Origin of the sequence: Flavicella sediminum (assembly GCF_006381105.1) — a bacterium.
Taxonomy (GTDB): Bacteria; Bacteroidota; Bacteroidia; order Flavobacteriales; family Flavobacteriaceae; genus Flavicella; species Flavicella sediminum.
This window is the reverse complement of sequence record NZ_VDET01000027.1, coordinates 1-15,489: the sequence shown is the minus strand read 5'-3', so window position 1 is coordinate 15,489 and position 15,489 is coordinate 1. Positions and strand designations below refer to the sequence as shown.

The following is a 15,489-nucleotide window of genomic DNA, read 5'->3' as shown; positions in this document are numbered from 1 at the left end:
TCTTACCTATAAAAAAAGAATTTACGGCGTAAGAATAGAAAAAAAAGATATATATTTGCAACCTCAAAATTAACCTCTGACGAGAATCGTGAATGTTGATTTGTTGAAAACCCATTAAATATAGAAAACAATGGCTAATTTAGTAGATTTTGTACAAAACGAATTTGTAACAAAAAACGATCTTCCAGAATTTCAAGCTGGAGACACAATTACTGTGTATTATGAAATTAAAGAGGGTAGCAAAACTCGTACTCAGTTTTATAGAGGAGTTGTTATTCAAAGAAGAGGTGCTGGAGCATCAGAAACTTTTACAATTAGAAAAATGTCTGGAACAGTTGGTGTAGAGCGTATCTTCCCATTAAACTTACCAGCTATTCAAAAAATTGAAGTTAACAAGCAAGGTAAAGTAAGAAGAGCTCGTATTTTCTACTTTAGAGAACTTACTGGTAAAAAAGCAAGAATCAAAGAAATCCGTCGTAAATAAGATTTCTTCTCTTAAAAATATAAAAACTCGTTTGATACTTTTCAAACGAGTTTTTTTTTGATACAAACGCTGCGCTATTCTTGCAACCGAAAGACAAATACATTTTTTACAAGTTGCCCGTTTCTCTCAATCGGAAGTATTTGCAACAATTGAATCTTAGCATAATCCCTATCATAAATTTTATTTGGATCTGTGTAATTTCTACTATCTGTTATATACAAGGCAGCTTTTGGTTTACGCCCTAGTTTTTCATTCCACCAATAATATTTATGAATATCCGTTAAACTTCCCAAAGCATATACTTCTCTATTGTTAGGCTTGGCCAAATAATAATGAATATGACTTCCTGGATACCATTTATTGATGACTATAGGCAAAGCTTTTAATTGTGTATTCTCTTGTAAAAAAACAGCCAATTTCTCTGAAGCTTGCTGCCAACCATACATATCTAAGGTCAAATCTTTATTTCCTAGCGTTTTCTTTGAAACATTTTCTATGTCAACAGAAAACCAGCCGCAATTAATACATCCTACAAGCACCAATACTAACATCCAAAACACCGCAATTCCGTAATAAAACTGTTTGGCTATTTTTTTTCGAACACTTAAAAACATAGCAACCAACGGCAATAAAGTACAGTAAGCAACTCCAGACCAGTGCGGTAAGGTACTTTTATACAAAGACAAATAAATCACTGTCGCTATTAATGGTAAGGAGAAAAACAAAAACATATATTTCTTTTTCAACTCTAACGGTGTGGTCAGCTTTTTTAGATTGAAAATAGCAAACAAAACCAACACAATGATATACGGATTGTTATAAGCTATTTGTCCCACAACCTCTTGAAGAAAACTTGACCAATTAAAATTCAACCCCCAAAACGCGACTCTAGCGCCATGAAATGAAAACGAACTAAAATTATTTTCATAGTTCCAAGAAAAAATAAGCAGAACAACTAAAATAGGCACAATAAAACCGAAGTAAAACTGACGAATTCTTAACCAACTCCTATTCAAAAAAACAACATACGCTACCGCTCCAAATAACAAATACACTGCTTGATATTTGGAATAAATAGCCAAGCCCGTACACACAAAACCAAATAATAAATAAACTGTATTCTTTCCATCGGGCTGAAAAGGCAAACTTTTTAAAAAACAATAAAATGCAGCCATCCAAAACAGCAACAAAGGTGCATCAGGTAAAATCAGCGTACCAGAAATAAGCAATCCATATGGACTGATTTGATACAACAACACACCAAGTAGCCCGGTATATTCATTATCCAACTCCACACCTATTTTATACACCAGCAACATAGTCAAACTACCAGGAATTATAGCCGCCAATCGAATCCACAATTCCGAATCCAAAAACAAATCTGCAGTAAAAAATTGAATAAAATAACCCACCATTGGCGGATGATCAAAATGACTGATATCTGGCTGCAATGCATACAACCAATAATATACTTCATCGTTACCAAACTCAAGACTTCCAGCTAGAAAAAGTCGGAACAATGTAGACAGAAAAATAAAAAAATAAGCTGTTTTTTGATGCGATAAATTATTAAAAAAGTTCATTCTCCAATCCTCTTTTAGAAATTTTATTCTTCGCCATTTTCCTTTTCTTTTTTATTTGTTTGAACCATAAAATCCCCCAATAATTACTAAGCCTAGCAATTCCTACTCCTAACATACCTCCAACAAGAATATCTAATAAAAAGTGCTGCGACAAATACACTCTAGAAAGAGCTGCTAAAAAAGCGATGGACAAAGCTCCCCATTTTAAATAGGGACTTTTACTGATGATAAATAGGATGAAAAACATGGCAAAAGCAGCCATGGCATGCCCCGAAGGAAAGGTATTCCAATGACACATTTTTACACCTTCAATTAAATGCAATTTTTCTTCGCCAAAATACTCAACCGGTCTTGGCGTTCCTAAAAAAATTAATTTCTTTAGTACAAAAGTAATCAGCAAGGTCAGGAGTCCTGAAATCACAAATTTTAAGCAATGTTTTTTCTTGACAATAAAAAAGGTAATGATAAAAACACCGAACAAAGCCCCATCACCAAAAAACGTGACATATTTAAAAAACACATCAAAAAATGGACTGTGATAAGAATTGACGAACAAGTGTAAATTTTGATCGGTAAAAAGAAAAAATAAAACAAGAAACAAAAGCAAACCGAAAACTTGTTTCATTTGAATTTTCAAAAAAGCTGAATTCATAGTACGTGTATTAGTAACACAAAAAAAGAACTTCCGTTTTATAACAAGAACGCCACAAGATTATGTATATATTAATAAAATAAATTTCTTGTTACAGAATTGTTAAGTAGCCACAATTCTTTAGATGAATTGCAAAGAATTGCCTTAAAAAAATAGCATTTTCAGAATAACACAAAAAGAACAACTAATATTTAACCATTTAACAAAAACCAGCCTAGATTTCTATTATTTTAAAACTCACTTTATTACTAATAATCACTACATTTGTACTGCTTAAAAACAGCCTAACAACTGTGTTTTGATCAGATAGTTTTATTTTACTAATTTTTATTTTATAGCCACTGCTATAAATGAATCCTCGAGTATTTGTTTAACAACAATTCTCATTAAATTTTAACCTATGACAACAAAGACATCTCAAATTGTGTACACAATTACGGACGAAGCTCCTGCTTTGGCTACACACTCTTTTTTACCTATCGTAGAAACATTTACTAAAAAAGCAAATATTGAAATTCAGAGGAAGGATATTTCTTTAGGAGCTAGAATTTTAGCTAATTTTTCTAGTTATTTAACAGAAGAGCAAAAGGTTGTTGATGCTTTGGCTGAACTAGGAGCTTTGGCTAAAAAGCCGGAAGCAAATATTATTAAGTTACCAAATATTAGTGCTTCTGTACCGCAATTAAAAGCGGCTATTGCAGAATTGCAAGCTAGTGGATATGCTATTCCAAATTTTCCGGAAGCTCCACAAACTGATGAAGAAAAAGAAATCAAAGCCAATTATTCTAAAGTTTTAGGTTCTGCTGTAAACCCTGTTTTAAGAGAAGGAAATTCTGATCGTAGAGTTGCCGGACCTGTAAAAGTTTACGCACAAAACAACCCACACTCTATGGGGGCTTGGTCTTCTGATTCAAAATCGCATGTAGCGAGTATGGAAGAAGGAGATTTTTACGGAAGTGAAAAAGCTGTAACCATTGAAGCTGATGGAACTTTACAAATTGCTTTATACGCAAATGACGGTTCTGTAAGTGTATTAAAAGAAAGTTTACCTGTACTAGCGGGAGAAATTGTTGATGCCTCTGCTTTAAGTATTTCTAAATTAAAAGCTTTTGTTGCCAAAGAAATTGAAGATGCCAAAGCAAACGGAGTTTTGTTTTCTGTACACATGAAAGCAACCATGATGAAAGTTTCTGACCCAATTATTTTCGGAGCAATTGTAGAAGTTTTTTACAAAGATGTTTTTGACAAATACGGTGCTAAATTTGCTGAATTAGGAATTTCTTCAAACAACGGAATTGGAGATGTATATAATAAAATAGGTTCTTTACCTGCCGCTGAGCAAGAAGAAATTAAAGCAGCTATTGAAGCTGTTTACGAAAATAGCCCTGCCTTGGCAATGGTAAATTCTGACAAGGGAATTACCAACCTACACGTTCCAAGTGATGTAATTATTGACGCCTCTATGCCAGCAATGATTCGTACTTCTGGTAAAATGTGGAATATTGATGGCAAAGCACAAGATACAAAAGCATTAATTCCAGACAGATGTTACGCGGGTGTATACCAAGAAACAATTGATTTCTGTAAGAAAAATGGTGCTTTTGACCCAACCACCATGGGAACTGTTCCTAATGTTGGATTGATGGCTCAAAAAGCTGAAGAATATGGATCTCACGATAAAACTTTCCAAATAGCTGCTGCTGGAACTGTTAAGGTAACCGACGCCAACGGAACTGTTTTACTAGAACAAGAAGTTGAAGCTGGCGATATTTTTAGAGCTTGTCAAGTAAAAGATGCTCCTGTTCAAGACTGGATCAAATTGGCAGTTACTAGAGCGAAAGCCACACAAACACCTGCCATTTTCTGGTTAGATGAAAATAGAGCACACGATGCTGAATTGATCAAAAAGGTGAATACCTATTTGCCAAACCATGATACAACTGGTTTAGAAATTTCTATCTTATCTCCTGTGGAAGCAACTAAGGTAACTTTAGAAAGAATCAAAGCTGGAAAAGATGCAATTTCTGTAACAGGAAATGTATTGCGTGATTACTTAACAGATTTATTCCCAATTTTAGAATTAGGAACTTCTGCTAAAATGTTATCTATTGTTCCTTTAATGAATGGTGGTGGATTGTTTGAAACAGGTGCTGGTGGTTCTGCTCCAAAGCATGTACAACAATTTGTGGAAGAAGGACATTTACGTTGGGATTCCTTAGGTGAATTTTTAGCTTTGTCTGTTTCTTTAGAAGATCTAGGTATCAAAACAAACAACAAAAAAGCTACTATACTTTCTGAAACTTTAAACAGTGCGAATACTACTTTCTTAACAAACGACAACTCTCCTTCTCGTAAAGTTGGTGAATTGGACAATAGAGGAAGTCATTTTTATTTAGCTATGTATTGGTCTCAAGCTTTGGCTGACCAAACTGAAGATGCTGAATTACAAGCTGCTTTTGCTCCTTTAGCAAAACAATTAACAGAAAACAAAGAGGCTATTTTAGCTGAATTGAATAATGCACAAGGAACTGCTATAGATTTAGGTGGTTATTTCTACCCTAATGTAGAAAAAGCTGCTGCCGCTATGCGACCAAGTGCTTTGTTAAACAATGCTTTGGCATCTGTGAATTAAGTTTCATAAAAACAACTCTAAAAAGGCTCTCTAAAATTAAATTTTAGAGAGCCTTTTTTTTGCATTACCCTAAAATCACACCTAACTACTCTACACAAACTCTCCTAAAAATTTTAGACAATTTTGCTCTTTTCACACAAAACACACGTATAGCGCAAATTGAACCATCAACACAAACTAAAATTCGACTTATAAATCGCCATAAAACTAAAATGAGCAAAGGAATAATAGATTTGAGACCCTGTTTAATAATAAAATATGAGATCTTTGATTTACAATATAACCGAGATTACTCTGCATTATTAGCCTACTCGACCTAAATGCAACTCATTTAACAAGTAGAATGTTTTTTTATGCGGAAAGCCTCGTAGCAAACAAAATATACATAGAATACCTAGTCTAAAAAATTAAACACCTTATCAAATGAATTTAAAAAATTATTTGCAGCTTGCTTTAGCTTGTAGCATTTCTGTGGTAGCCACTGCTCAAAAAAAATCTAGTTACAAAGATTTAAATGGAAACAGACCGGAGCCCAATGTGGTTCTTTTACTTACAGATGATTTAGGATGGCAGGACGTAAAATGTTACGATATAGACCAGCCTTCGCCCTACGAAACTCCAAACTTAGATGCCTTTGCTCAAAAGGGTGTGCAGTTCTGGCAAGCCTACTCTCCTGCTCCAACCTGTGCACCTAGTAGATGTGCTATTATGAGTGGAACCCACCCTGCTAGAGCTCAAAAAACACATGTTGTAGGTGGAGCACCTCCCACAACCTATGCGAACAAAAACATACAACGAATTATGGATCCATGGTACAGTGGACGTATGCCTGAAAATGAAATGACTTTAGCTAGAGCATTGCAACAAAAAGGATATAAAACTGGACACGCTGGAAAATGGCATATGGCCATCAATCATTTTGCCTATCCTCAGCCATTAGACCAAGGTTTTGATATATCTACCGCGAACCGTGGCGCGACAACCCCCCAAAAACCTCATAGGTTAACCGATTTTGCTACCTATAAAGCTTCAGACCCTTATCGTTTAGATGAGAATGGATTTCCTTACCATCAAAATAGCCAAGATGCTCTAAAATTCTTAAAAGAAAACAAACAAGATCCTTTTTTCTTGTACTTCGCAACCTTTTTAGTACACGCTCCTATTCACACAAGAAGCAAAGCACTTTTAGAAAAATACTGTAAAAAACTAGGTGTCGATTATCCGACAGACCCAAAAAAATGGACCGTAGAAGGACAAAGCAATCCTTTTTACTGCGCCATGGTAGAAATGTTGGATTATTATGTTGGACAAGTTTTTACTTATTTAGAAACGACGGATGATCCTCGTTGGCCAGGTCATAAATTAAGTGAGAATACTTACATTATTTTCACCTCTGATAATGGAGGAATGGAAAAACATCCAGGAGAAATTATTACCGACAACTACCCACTAGACAAAGGAAAAATTAACGCTAAAGAAGGAGGTACGAGAGTCCCTTTACTTATTGCAGGTCCTGGAATAAAAAAAGGAATTCAATCGGACGTAGTGGTTAACGGACTCGATTTTTATCCTACCATTTTATCTTTATTAGATGTAGATACTCCAAAGAACAAACATTTAGATGGTGATGACTTATCAAACCTGTTATTAAAAGATCCAACCGATGCTAAACTGGTACTAGACAAAACAGGGAAAGAAAGAACTACCATGATGTGGCACTTCCCTCACTCTTCTTACCAAAGTACCTTACGTGTTGGCGATTATAAATTAATTAGAAACTACGATTATAAAAACAACCCAAGAACTCCGCAATTTGAGCTTTATCAATTGTACAAAACTACGAATGGAACTGCAAAACGTGTAGACATAGAAGAAGCTAAAAACTTAGCAAGCGCTCAGCCTAAAAAAACACAAGAAATGAACGCCCAGCTAACTGCTATCTTGACCGAAATGAAAGCCAGCTACCCTTCTTACAATCCTTCTAACAAGAACGAAATGGAACATAAAGAAACGGTACCTTCAGTAACCAGTACTTCTAAAAAGAAAAACGAAGTTACATTCACTTTTAAAGAACATGGTGCTAAAATAGCAATCGCAAATTTAATGTACACCAAAAATGGCGGACATAGATATGAGGAATGGTTTAAATTACAGGCGAAAATAAACTCAAATGGCACTGTAACTGTAACTTTACCTAAAGGAACTACACATTACATCCTTAACTTAATTGACGAGCATAATTTCTTGGTTAGTTACCCTGAAATGCCTACCATAAAAGGACTGAGATCTCTTAAAAAGCAGTACTCCGATTTTGCACTGTCCGCGAAATAAGCACAACCTTTCTTAAACAAGCAATAGGCTGTCTGAAATTTTATTTTCAGACAGCCTAATTTTTTTTTGCAGTCTACGCTAAGACTTCTCTATATTTCAAAAAAACAAGCACAAAAAAAAGCTTCTCATTTCTGAGAAGCTTTGAAAACTTGGGTGGAAGACGGGACTCGAACCCGCGACACTCGGTACCACAAACCGATACTCTAACCAACTGAGCTACAACCACCATGTTTAACGGATGCAAATTTACACTATTTCATTAATCCTGCAAACTTTTTTTTAAATTAAATCATCTAATTTTTCAACGGCTACATAACGTTCTGAATTATAACCCTCTGCACTTTCCACTCCAATCATTCTTCCTAAATCATTTGCTCTATAAACCACACTATCTAAAAAATTCTTGCTAGTTATAGGCGATTCTGGCTCAGAACTGTTAGGATCGTAGAACTGCGAACCGTATGCTTTTACCGCTTTTAGTTTCACATCCATAAATCCTGTAACATCTACAACAAAATCGGGTTCTAAATTTTTCCATTGGATGTAATGGTACACTTTTTTGGGTCTCCACTCCTGCTGCACTTCTCCGTTATGCTCGGTTACTATCTTTCGCAAGCCTGATAAAAAACAAGCGTCTGAAGTTAATTTACTTCCTTTTGGATGATCTATATGACGATCGTCTATAGCGTTGCACAAAACAATCTCTGGTTGGTATTTTCGAATAATTTCTATAATCTTTAATTGATGTGCTTTGTCATTGACAAAAAAGCCATCTTGAAAGGCTAAATTTTCACGAACCGAAACTCCTAAAATTTTTGCTGCTGCCGCTGCTTCAGCGTCTCTAATTTCTGCAGAACCTCTTGTTCCTAGTTCTCCACGCGTTAAATCTAAAATGCCGACTTTCTTCCCTAAAGAAATTTCTTTTGCCAATGTTCCTGAACATCCTAATTCCACATCATCTGGATGTGCGCCTATAGCCAATATATCTAATTTCATGTTTGTTAATTTTTCTACCCAACTACAATTCTTGGGTAATTGATTCTTATGAAGAAAATTATTTTTTCTCCGTTATTTTTATGTTTTTGTTTAGTGTCTTAATTTTTTCAACAAATGTGGCATTTGTTTCCGGACTTATATAAATCTCATCATACTTGCCAAATTTAATCAGCAAACCCTTCAAAGCTGTTGCGGGTTTTACACCAGACCAAAGAGTTCCTCCCACAATTATTTCCGTAATTTTTTCAATTTTCACCGCACCACTTAAAGGTCCACTTTTGTATTTTAATTCCGTTGACGTCAATTCATAAGCAGTACCTACATAAATCCAAACCAGCAAACCAATTGTGGTTAAGATTATAAGATCTAAAAAAACAAAGCCCAACTGACTGTAGCCTTCTGTTAGAATTCTAATAAATAAAATAACCATCAAAAAAATACTGGTACCGAAGGTCATGCCCTTCATAAAAAAATCTTTTCTACTTTTGAATTTCATTTTTTCAGTTTGTTAAAAAACTATTTTTCTATCCAACTAATAATAGCAGCGTCGTTTGGTTTTGTTTTAGGCGAAATAACCATTTCTAAAGCTCCTTCTCTATTGATCAAATACTTTTGAAAATTCCACTTCACTTTAGAATCCTGTAATCCATTGTTTACTTTTTTTGTTAAATACTGGTAGACGGGATGTTGTTTACTTCCTTTCACTTTTACTTTTTGCATCATTGGAAAAGTAACGCCATAGTTCAACTGACAAAAAGAAGCGATTTCATCTGCGGTTCCTGGTTCTTGAAATAAAAAATCGTTGGAAGGAAAACCTACAATAACAAATCCATCATCTTTATAGGTTTCGTATAATTTTTGCAAACCTTCATATTGTGGTGTCAGTCCACATTTAGAAGCCGTATTTACAATCATTATTTTTTTGCCTTTCAAACTCGAAAAATCAAACTCCTTATTTTGCAAATCCTTTACCTTAAAGTCATAAATGGAAGAAACCCCCAAAGCAGCTTTTTTATTCTTCGTTTTTTTATAATAGTTAAACCCCACCAAAGTAAGTACTACCACCAATAATAAAATATATTTCATCTCTTTATAATTTTAGTTTCATTCCTTTCAAAAGTACAAATTCCCTTTCAAAAAGTGCGCAAAATAATATTAGTTAGTATCTTCGCTTTATGATTACAATTACACTACTTGGAGGAGGAAATTTAGCCACGCATTTGGCTGAATTATTTATAAAAACCCCGGGTATTCAATTGCTACAAATTTACAATCGGAATTTACAGGCGATTAGTGCTTTTAAAAACAGCACCGAACTTACCGATAGTTTGAACAATTTAAAAGCGGCCGACATATACATCATATGTATTGCAGACAAATCCATAAAGGAAATCGCTGACCAACTGACAAACAAAAAAGGATTGCTTGTGCATACTTCAGGCGCTATGGATATAGCTATCTTAGGTAAAAGAGAAAAAAAAGGTGTTTTTTACCCACTGCAATCGTTTAGCAAAAACAAACCCGTCGATTTTCAACACATTCCTATTTGCATAGAAGCAAGTACTGAAAAGGACGTTTTATTACTAAAGGACTTGGCTGAAAAAATTTCCACTAAAGTATACCGCATCGATTCTTCTCAAAGAAAAACTTTACATATTGCTGCTGTATTTGTCAATAATTTTGTGAATCACCTCTATAAAATTGGAGAAGACATTTGTACAGAAAATAAAATTCCTTTTGAAATTTTGCATCCCTTAATTCTAGAAACAGCGACAAAGTTAAACAAACTGTCACCAACAGAAGCACAAACAGGACCTGCTAGTAGAAACGATCAAGAAACGATAAAAATTCACGAATCCAAATTGGATTTACAACAAAAAGAAATATATCAATTGCTGACAGCAGCAATTTTAAAAACCTAAAAAAAATGGAAGTAAGTTATAAAGAATTAATGCCACAAATTGACACCTTAATTTTTGATGTAGATGGTGTTTTAACTAACGGAATGGTGACTGTTTTTCCTGACGGACAGTTGGTTCGTCAAATGAACATAAAGGATGGTTATGCTTTAAAAACGGCAGTTGATGCTGGTTACAAAGTTTGTATTATTTCTGGCGGAAGCAATGAAGCAGTAAGAACTCGCTTGCAAGGTTTAGGCTTAACAGATATTTTTTTAGGAGCACACGACAAAATAAAACAGTATTACCAAATTATTGACAAGTATAATTTACTACCTGAAAACGTATTATATATGGGTGATGACGTCCCTGATTATCCTGTTATGGAATTAGTAGGTTTTCCTTGTGCTCCACAAGATGCTGCAACAGAAATTAAAGAAGTTTCTAAATATATTTCACCTAAAAAAGGTGGCGAAGGATGTGTACGTGATGTTATTGAACAAATTATGCGTGTACAAGGCAAATGGAAAGGAAAATTTTACGCAAAGTTTGATTAACGATCAAACATTTTCAATTAATAAAAAAATCCCTTGATCTTATGAATAGATCAAGGGATTTTTATTTTTATTCACCTTTTACAGCTAGGTATTAATACCTGTTTTTTACTGAAACTCAAGCCTTACTTTAACACCTCTTCTATAACAGTTCCTGTATTTCCATTTGGAAATTCAATTTGCAACAAACTAGAAATAGTTGGTGCAATAGCTGTAATGGCTTGGTACTTTTTAGAACTCCCTTGGTTAATTCCAAAACCATAAAAAATCATGGGCACATGGGTGTCATAACTATAACCTGTACCATGACTCGTACCTGTATGTTTATACCCAGAGCTTAAAGTAGCTGGGTTGGGAATAAAAAATACATCACCAGACAATTTTTGATTGTAGCCCCTTTGCACCAAACTCAACAAGCCTGCATCAAAATATGTGTTTTGTAAAGTATGCGCACTTACCGTTTTGTAAATATTTTCAAAAGCAACCACTTCATCCACTAAAAACTCTTCAACCACTCGGCTGCTTAACTTCAATTCTTTTAATTTCTTCTTATTTAAAAAGATTTGATAATTAGAAATATTTTCAATGAGTTCTTTTGAACCAAATTTTTCATTTACCAATTGTTTTACAAAAGCATTAAAACCTTTATCATCAAAATAAGCCGCAGGAATATGTAATTCTTTTAAATAATTAGGTGTTTGCGCTACGGCATGATCCGCTGTTAAAAACAAAGTGTATTTCTTTTTCCCTACTTGCTTGTCTAGAAATTTTAGCAAGCGTGCAATTTCAAAATCCATTCTGATATAGGTGTCTTCAATTTCTTTCGAATCTACACCATATTTATGCCCAACATAATCGGTACTTGAATAACTAATCGATAAAAAATCGGTTACTGAATACTTCCCTAAGTTTTCTCCTACGATGGCAGCTTCTGCAAAATCGGTGGTAATTGTATTTCCTAAAGGAATGCCTTTTAAAATAGAATAATTTCCATTCGTATTTTTCAATGTTGGAATATCATGCGGAAAAACAGGCTTCTCTTCTCCTTTAAACTTTCCTTCATACATATTGTCATCGACCATACTTTCCGTATAGTTTTCTATAGGATAATACGTATTCCAAACTTGGTTTACATAAGAAGCTACTTTTCCGTTGCTATTAAAATTGGTCACCCAACTCGGCAAAGCTTCACCATAAAAAGAACTACTAATAAATTTCCCTTCTTTACCTCCTTCAAACCAATAGGCAGCATTAGCTGTATGCCCAACAGGTAAAATAGCAGACCTATCTTTTATGGCAATCCCAATCGATTTTCCTTTGTTATTCTGCGCTAACTTTAACTGATCGGCAATCGTTGTTACGTGCAACCTGTATGGCGACTTCTGTCCTGCTTTCGAAGCAACTCCTAGAGAGGTATAACGACTATCATCTACACAATAAATACTTTTTTTCAAAAATTTATCATACCAATTATTCCCAATAATTCCATGATTGCTAGGTGTAGTTCCTGTAAATATACTGCTATGTCCAACCGCGGTATAAGTAGGAATATAATTGTAATGAGCATTTTCTAAATGAAAACCTTTAGAGATTATTTTTTTAAAACCATCATCACCAAACTTATCTGCAAAACGAACCAAATAATCATATCGCATTTGATCAACAACAATACCAACCACCAATTTAGGTCGTTCTGTTTTTTGAGCAAAGCTAGCCAAAGTACTTAATGCCATCAATAAGAAAAATAATTTTTTCATTTTTTTAGATCTTAGAATTTGCCCAAACTTACTACAAACATCAGATTCTAAAAAATTTTAAATGTAGAATTTCTTAAACCTTACCATTATTTAATACTTTAGCAAAAAACAAGAATTATACATGAATTATATTGAACATGTTGGGAAGTACTTTCAAATGCTTGGACAAGTATTTAAACGCCCCCAAAAATGGAATGTTTTTAAAGATGCTTTATTCCGTGAAATTGAAGATTTAGGCCTAAAATCTGTTGGTATTGTTGCATTTATTGCTTTTTTTGTTGGTGGCGTTATTGCCATACAAACAGCCTTAAACCTTGAAAGCCCAATTATTCCCAAATATTTAATTGGTTTTGCCACCAAACGAGCCATGATTTTAGAATTTGCACCTACATTTGCTTCTGTTATTTTAGCAGGTAAAGTAGGTTCTTTTATTACCTCTAGTATTGGTACTATGCGGGTTACTGAGCAAATTGATGCTTTGGAGGTTATGGGAATTAATTCACTTAACTACTTGGTATTGCCCAAAATAATTGCTGCTGTTTTCTTTTACCCTTTATTAGTTGCCTTGGCTATATTTTTAGGAATATTTGGAGGTTGGGTAGCTGGTGCATTAACCGATTTATTTCATTCTGTAAATTATATTGAAGGAATACAAATGGATTTCAATCCCTTTTTATTAAAATATGCTGCCATAAAAGCGGTGGTCTTTGCTTTTGTTATTGCAACGGTACCTTCTTACCATGGCTATTATGTAAAAGGTGGTGCTTTAGAAGTGGGTAGAGCCAGTACGCAAGCCGTAGTTTGGACCAGTGTTGTCATCATTCTTTTAAATTATTTTTTAACACAATTACTTTTAAGCTAAATGATTGAAGTAAACAACATACACAAAAGTTTTGGGGAGTCAAAAATTTTGAAAGGAATCAGTGCTAGCTTTGAAAAGGGAAAAACAAGTTTAATTATTGGTCAAAGTGGTTCTGGTAAAACCGTCTTTTTAAAGAGTCTATTAGGCTTGCATGTCCCTGAAGAAGGAACAATTTCCTTTGATGGCAGAATTAGTGGTCAAATGGACGTAAAAGACAAACGTCAACTGCGACAAGATATTGGAATGGTTTTTCAAGGTTCTGCCCTATTCGATTCCTTAACGGTTGAAGAAAATGTCATGTTTCCCTTAAAAATGTTTACGGACCAATCTTTTTCAGAAATGCAAGATCGAGTTAGTGCTGTTTTAAATAGAGTAAACTTGCCAGATGCTTTTAAAAAGTTTCCTGCGGAACTTTCTGGAGGTATGCAAAAACGAGTTGCCATTGCCAGAGCTATAGTAATGAATCCAAAATATTTATTTTGTGACGAGCCAAATTCTGGATTGGATCCAAAAACGGCCATTGTCATCGATAATTTAATTCAAGAAATTACAGACGAATATCAAATCATAACGGTTATAAATACCCATGATATGAATTCAGTAATGGAAATTGGAGAAAAAATTATTTTTTTACAAGATGGACTAAAAGCATGGGAAGGAACTTCAAAAGAGATCTTTAAAACTGATAATGAATCGGTTGTAGATTTTGTTTACAGCTCTAATTTATTTAAGAAAGTTAGACAGGCTTATTTAAATGAAATTAATTAATAAAAATGTTTGTTTTATTGGAATAAGGTTCTATATTTGCACCCGCTAAAACAAAGGAAATAATGACCTGGTAGCTCAGTTGGTAGAGCATCTCCCTTTTAAGGAGAGGGTCCTGGGTTCGAGCCCCAGCCCGGTCACAAAATTTACGAAAGTAAATTTTCCTTTTATTGAAATATTGGTGAGATACTCAAGTGGCCAACGAGGGCAGACTGTAAATCTGCTGCGCAAGCTTCGAAGGTTCGAATCCTTCTCTCACCACTATATTTCAATCTATTTTCTAGTTTTAGTCTGACCTGGTAGCTCAGTTGGTAGAGCATCTCCCTTTTAAGGAGAGGGTCCTGGGTTCGAGCCCCAGCCCGGTCACAAAAAGCTTCACATTTTTTTATGTGAAGCTTTTTTTACGAAACTGTTTAGAATGCTAAGTTTTTACTGAATATTCTGGATACAAAAATTTGCGAAAGTGAATTTTAACTTTTATTGAAATATTGGTGAGATACTCAAGTGGCCAACGAGGGCAGACTGTAAATCTGCTGCGCAAGCTTCGAAGGTTCGAATCCTTCTCTCACCACTATATTTCAATTTTTTATTTTTAACTACGACCTGGTAGCTCAGTTGGTAGAGCATCTCCCTTTTAAGGAGAGGGTCCTGGGTTCGAGCCCCAGCCCGGTCACAAAAAGCTTCACATTTTTTATGTGGAGCTTTTTTTATTCTAATTTGGTTTGGGGCAAGAAGTTTACACTGAGCCTGTCGAAGTGAGCCCCAGCCCGGTCACAAAAAGCTTCACATTTTTTATGTGGAGCTTTTTTAGGGTCAGTCGTAAAAGTTGTGGGATTTTGATAATTACGGATCAGGTGCAATTTCTGGGTTCTCTTCTGTGCAGGCATAAATTTTGGTCAATCTAAATAAGAAAAATTTTAGGTCAGTTACGCCTCTAAAATTCCTTCTAAAGTCTTTGATTTTGGCGTTAAACGT

13 protein-coding genes and 6 tRNA genes are annotated in these 15,489 nt (G+C 34.6%); 12 read left to right on the top strand and 7 right to left on the bottom strand.

All coding sequences use genetic code 11. The annotated features are described in order from the left end of the window. The first annotated feature begins 130 nt into the window (after positions 1-130). On the top strand, positions 131-484 hold the full coding sequence (gene rplS, locus FGM02_RS16095; protein WP_139959522.1) for a 50S ribosomal protein L19: 354 nt from the start codon (positions 131-133) through the stop codon (positions 482-484). A gap of 74 nt (positions 485-558) precedes the next feature. Here the strand turns inward: rplS and FGM02_RS16090 are convergent, their stop codons facing one another. Both FGM02_RS16090 and FGM02_RS16085 read right to left on the bottom strand, forming a co-directional pair. Continuing rightward, on the bottom strand, positions 559-2,067 hold the full coding sequence (locus tag FGM02_RS16090) for an ArnT family glycosyltransferase (protein ID WP_139959521.1): 1,509 nt from the start codon (positions 2,065-2,067) through the stop codon (positions 559-561). Then, the gene (locus tag FGM02_RS16085; protein WP_139959520.1) at positions 2,054-2,719 is read right to left on the bottom strand and encodes a phosphatase PAP2 family protein; all 666 of its coding nucleotides are present in this window, start codon (positions 2,717-2,719) and stop codon (positions 2,054-2,056) included. Before FGM02_RS16085 ends, FGM02_RS16090 begins: the two co-directional genes overlap by 14 nt. Positions 2,720-3,119: 400 nt before the next feature. On the opposite strand from FGM02_RS16085, the gene FGM02_RS16080 reads away from it, so the two are divergent. Then, complete coding sequence (locus tag FGM02_RS16080) at positions 3,120-5,351, top strand: NADP-dependent isocitrate dehydrogenase (RefSeq protein ID WP_139959519.1); 2,232 nt, start codon at positions 3,120-3,122, stop codon at positions 5,349-5,351. Between the two features lie 423 nt (positions 5,352-5,774). Further along, positions 5,775-7,682: a sulfatase gene (locus FGM02_RS16075; RefSeq protein WP_139959518.1), complete on the top strand. Its 1,908-nt coding sequence runs from the start codon at positions 5,775-5,777 to the stop codon at positions 7,680-7,682. 151 nt (positions 7,683-7,833) lie between these two features. Here FGM02_RS16075 and FGM02_RS16070 read toward each other — a convergent pair. The 4 genes from FGM02_RS16070 to FGM02_RS16055 all read right to left on the bottom strand — a co-directional run bounded on the left by FGM02_RS16070 (position 7,834) and on the right by FGM02_RS16055 (position 9,764). Continuing rightward, positions 7,834-7,909: transfer RNA gene (locus FGM02_RS16070), tRNA-His, on the bottom strand. A gap of 52 nt (positions 7,910-7,961) precedes the next feature. Further along, on the bottom strand, positions 7,962-8,678 hold the full coding sequence (gene bshB1, locus FGM02_RS16065) for a bacillithiol biosynthesis deacetylase BshB1 (protein WP_139959517.1): 717 nt from the start codon (positions 8,676-8,678) through the stop codon (positions 7,962-7,964). A 58-nt stretch (positions 8,679-8,736) separates the two neighbouring features. Further along, a complete protein-coding gene (locus FGM02_RS16060) occupies positions 8,737-9,174 on the bottom strand; it encodes a PH domain-containing protein (protein ID WP_243739432.1) in 438 nt (145 codons plus the stop codon). 20 nt (positions 9,175-9,194) lie between these two features. Next, the gene (locus FGM02_RS16055; RefSeq protein ID WP_139959516.1) at positions 9,195-9,764 is read right to left on the bottom strand and encodes a glutathione peroxidase; all 570 of its coding nucleotides are present in this window, start codon (positions 9,762-9,764) and stop codon (positions 9,195-9,197) included. 89 nt (positions 9,765-9,853) lie between these two features. On the opposite strand from FGM02_RS16055, the gene FGM02_RS16050 reads away from it, so the two are divergent. Together FGM02_RS16050 and FGM02_RS16045 are read left to right on the top strand one after the other, a co-directional pair. Then, complete coding sequence (locus FGM02_RS16050) at positions 9,854-10,600, top strand: Rossmann-like and DUF2520 domain-containing protein (RefSeq protein ID WP_139959515.1); 747 nt, start codon at positions 9,854-9,856, stop codon at positions 10,598-10,600. 5 nt (positions 10,601-10,605) lie between these two features. Further along, positions 10,606-11,133, top strand: coding sequence for a KdsC family phosphatase (locus FGM02_RS16045; protein WP_139959514.1), 528 nt, complete (start codon positions 10,606-10,608; stop codon positions 11,131-11,133). Positions 11,134-11,255: 122 nt separating this feature from the next. Here FGM02_RS16045 and pafA read toward each other — a convergent pair whose 3' ends face one another. Further along, on the bottom strand, positions 11,256-12,887 hold the full coding sequence (gene pafA, locus FGM02_RS16040; RefSeq protein ID WP_139959513.1) for an alkaline phosphatase PafA: 1,632 nt from the start codon (positions 12,885-12,887) through the stop codon (positions 11,256-11,258). Between the two features lie 121 nt (positions 12,888-13,008). Here pafA and FGM02_RS16035 point away from each other — a divergent pair, with 121 nt between their 5' ends. From FGM02_RS16035 to FGM02_RS16005, 7 genes are all read left to right on the top strand, one after another. Then, a complete protein-coding gene (locus FGM02_RS16035) occupies positions 13,009-13,749 on the top strand; it encodes an MlaE family ABC transporter permease (RefSeq protein ID WP_139959512.1) in 741 nt (246 codons plus the stop codon). After that, entirely contained in the window at positions 13,750-14,517 is a 768-nt protein-coding gene (locus tag FGM02_RS16030) for an ABC transporter ATP-binding protein (RefSeq protein WP_139959511.1), read from the top strand. Between the two features lie 64 nt (positions 14,518-14,581). Continuing rightward, a tRNA-Lys gene (locus FGM02_RS16025) sits at positions 14,582-14,654 on the top strand. 40 nt (positions 14,655-14,694) lie between these two features. After that, a tRNA-Tyr gene (locus FGM02_RS16020) sits at positions 14,695-14,775 on the top strand. A 32-nt stretch (positions 14,776-14,807) separates the two neighbouring features. Further along, a tRNA-Lys gene (locus tag FGM02_RS16015) sits at positions 14,808-14,880 on the top strand. A gap of 124 nt (positions 14,881-15,004) precedes the next feature. Then, positions 15,005-15,085, top strand: a tRNA-Tyr gene (locus tag FGM02_RS16010). A 29-nt stretch (positions 15,086-15,114) separates the two neighbouring features. Next, positions 15,115-15,187 (top strand) — tRNA-Lys (locus tag FGM02_RS16005). Positions 15,188-15,489 lie beyond the last annotated feature (302 nt).

Bases quoted from the DNA above. Each gene is read 5' to 3' on its own strand.
- rplS (WP_139959522.1), top strand. From the start codon at position 131: ATGGCTAATTTAGTAGATTTTGTACAAAACGAATTTGTAACAAAAAAC.
- FGM02_RS16090 (WP_139959521.1), bottom strand. From the start codon at position 2,067: ATGAACTTTTTTAATAATTTATCGCATCAAAAAACAGCTTATTTTTTT.
- FGM02_RS16085 (WP_139959520.1), bottom strand. From the start codon at position 2,719: ATGAATTCAGCTTTTTTGAAAATTCAAATGAAACAAGTTTTCGGTTTG.
- FGM02_RS16080 (WP_139959519.1), top strand. From the start codon at position 3,120: ATGACAACAAAGACATCTCAAATTGTGTACACAATTACGGACGAAGCT.
- FGM02_RS16075 (WP_139959518.1), top strand. From the start codon at position 5,775: ATGAATTTAAAAAATTATTTGCAGCTTGCTTTAGCTTGTAGCATTTCT.
- bshB1 (WP_139959517.1), bottom strand. From the start codon at position 8,678: ATGAAATTAGATATATTGGCTATAGGCGCACATCCAGATGATGTGGAA.
- FGM02_RS16060 (WP_243739432.1), bottom strand. From the start codon at position 9,174: ATGAAATTCAAAAGTAGAAAAGATTTTTTTATGAAGGGCATGACCTTC.
- FGM02_RS16055 (WP_139959516.1), bottom strand. From the start codon at position 9,764: ATGAAATATATTTTATTATTGGTGGTAGTACTTACTTTGGTGGGGTTT.
- FGM02_RS16050 (WP_139959515.1), top strand. From the start codon at position 9,854: ATGATTACAATTACACTACTTGGAGGAGGAAATTTAGCCACGCATTTG.
- FGM02_RS16045 (WP_139959514.1), top strand. From the start codon at position 10,606: ATGGAAGTAAGTTATAAAGAATTAATGCCACAAATTGACACCTTAATT.
- pafA (WP_139959513.1), bottom strand. From the start codon at position 12,887: ATGAAAAAATTATTTTTCTTATTGATGGCATTAAGTACTTTGGCTAGC.
- FGM02_RS16035 (WP_139959512.1), top strand. From the start codon at position 13,009: ATGAATTATATTGAACATGTTGGGAAGTACTTTCAAATGCTTGGACAA.
- FGM02_RS16030 (WP_139959511.1), top strand. From the start codon at position 13,750: ATGATTGAAGTAAACAACATACACAAAAGTTTTGGGGAGTCAAAAATT.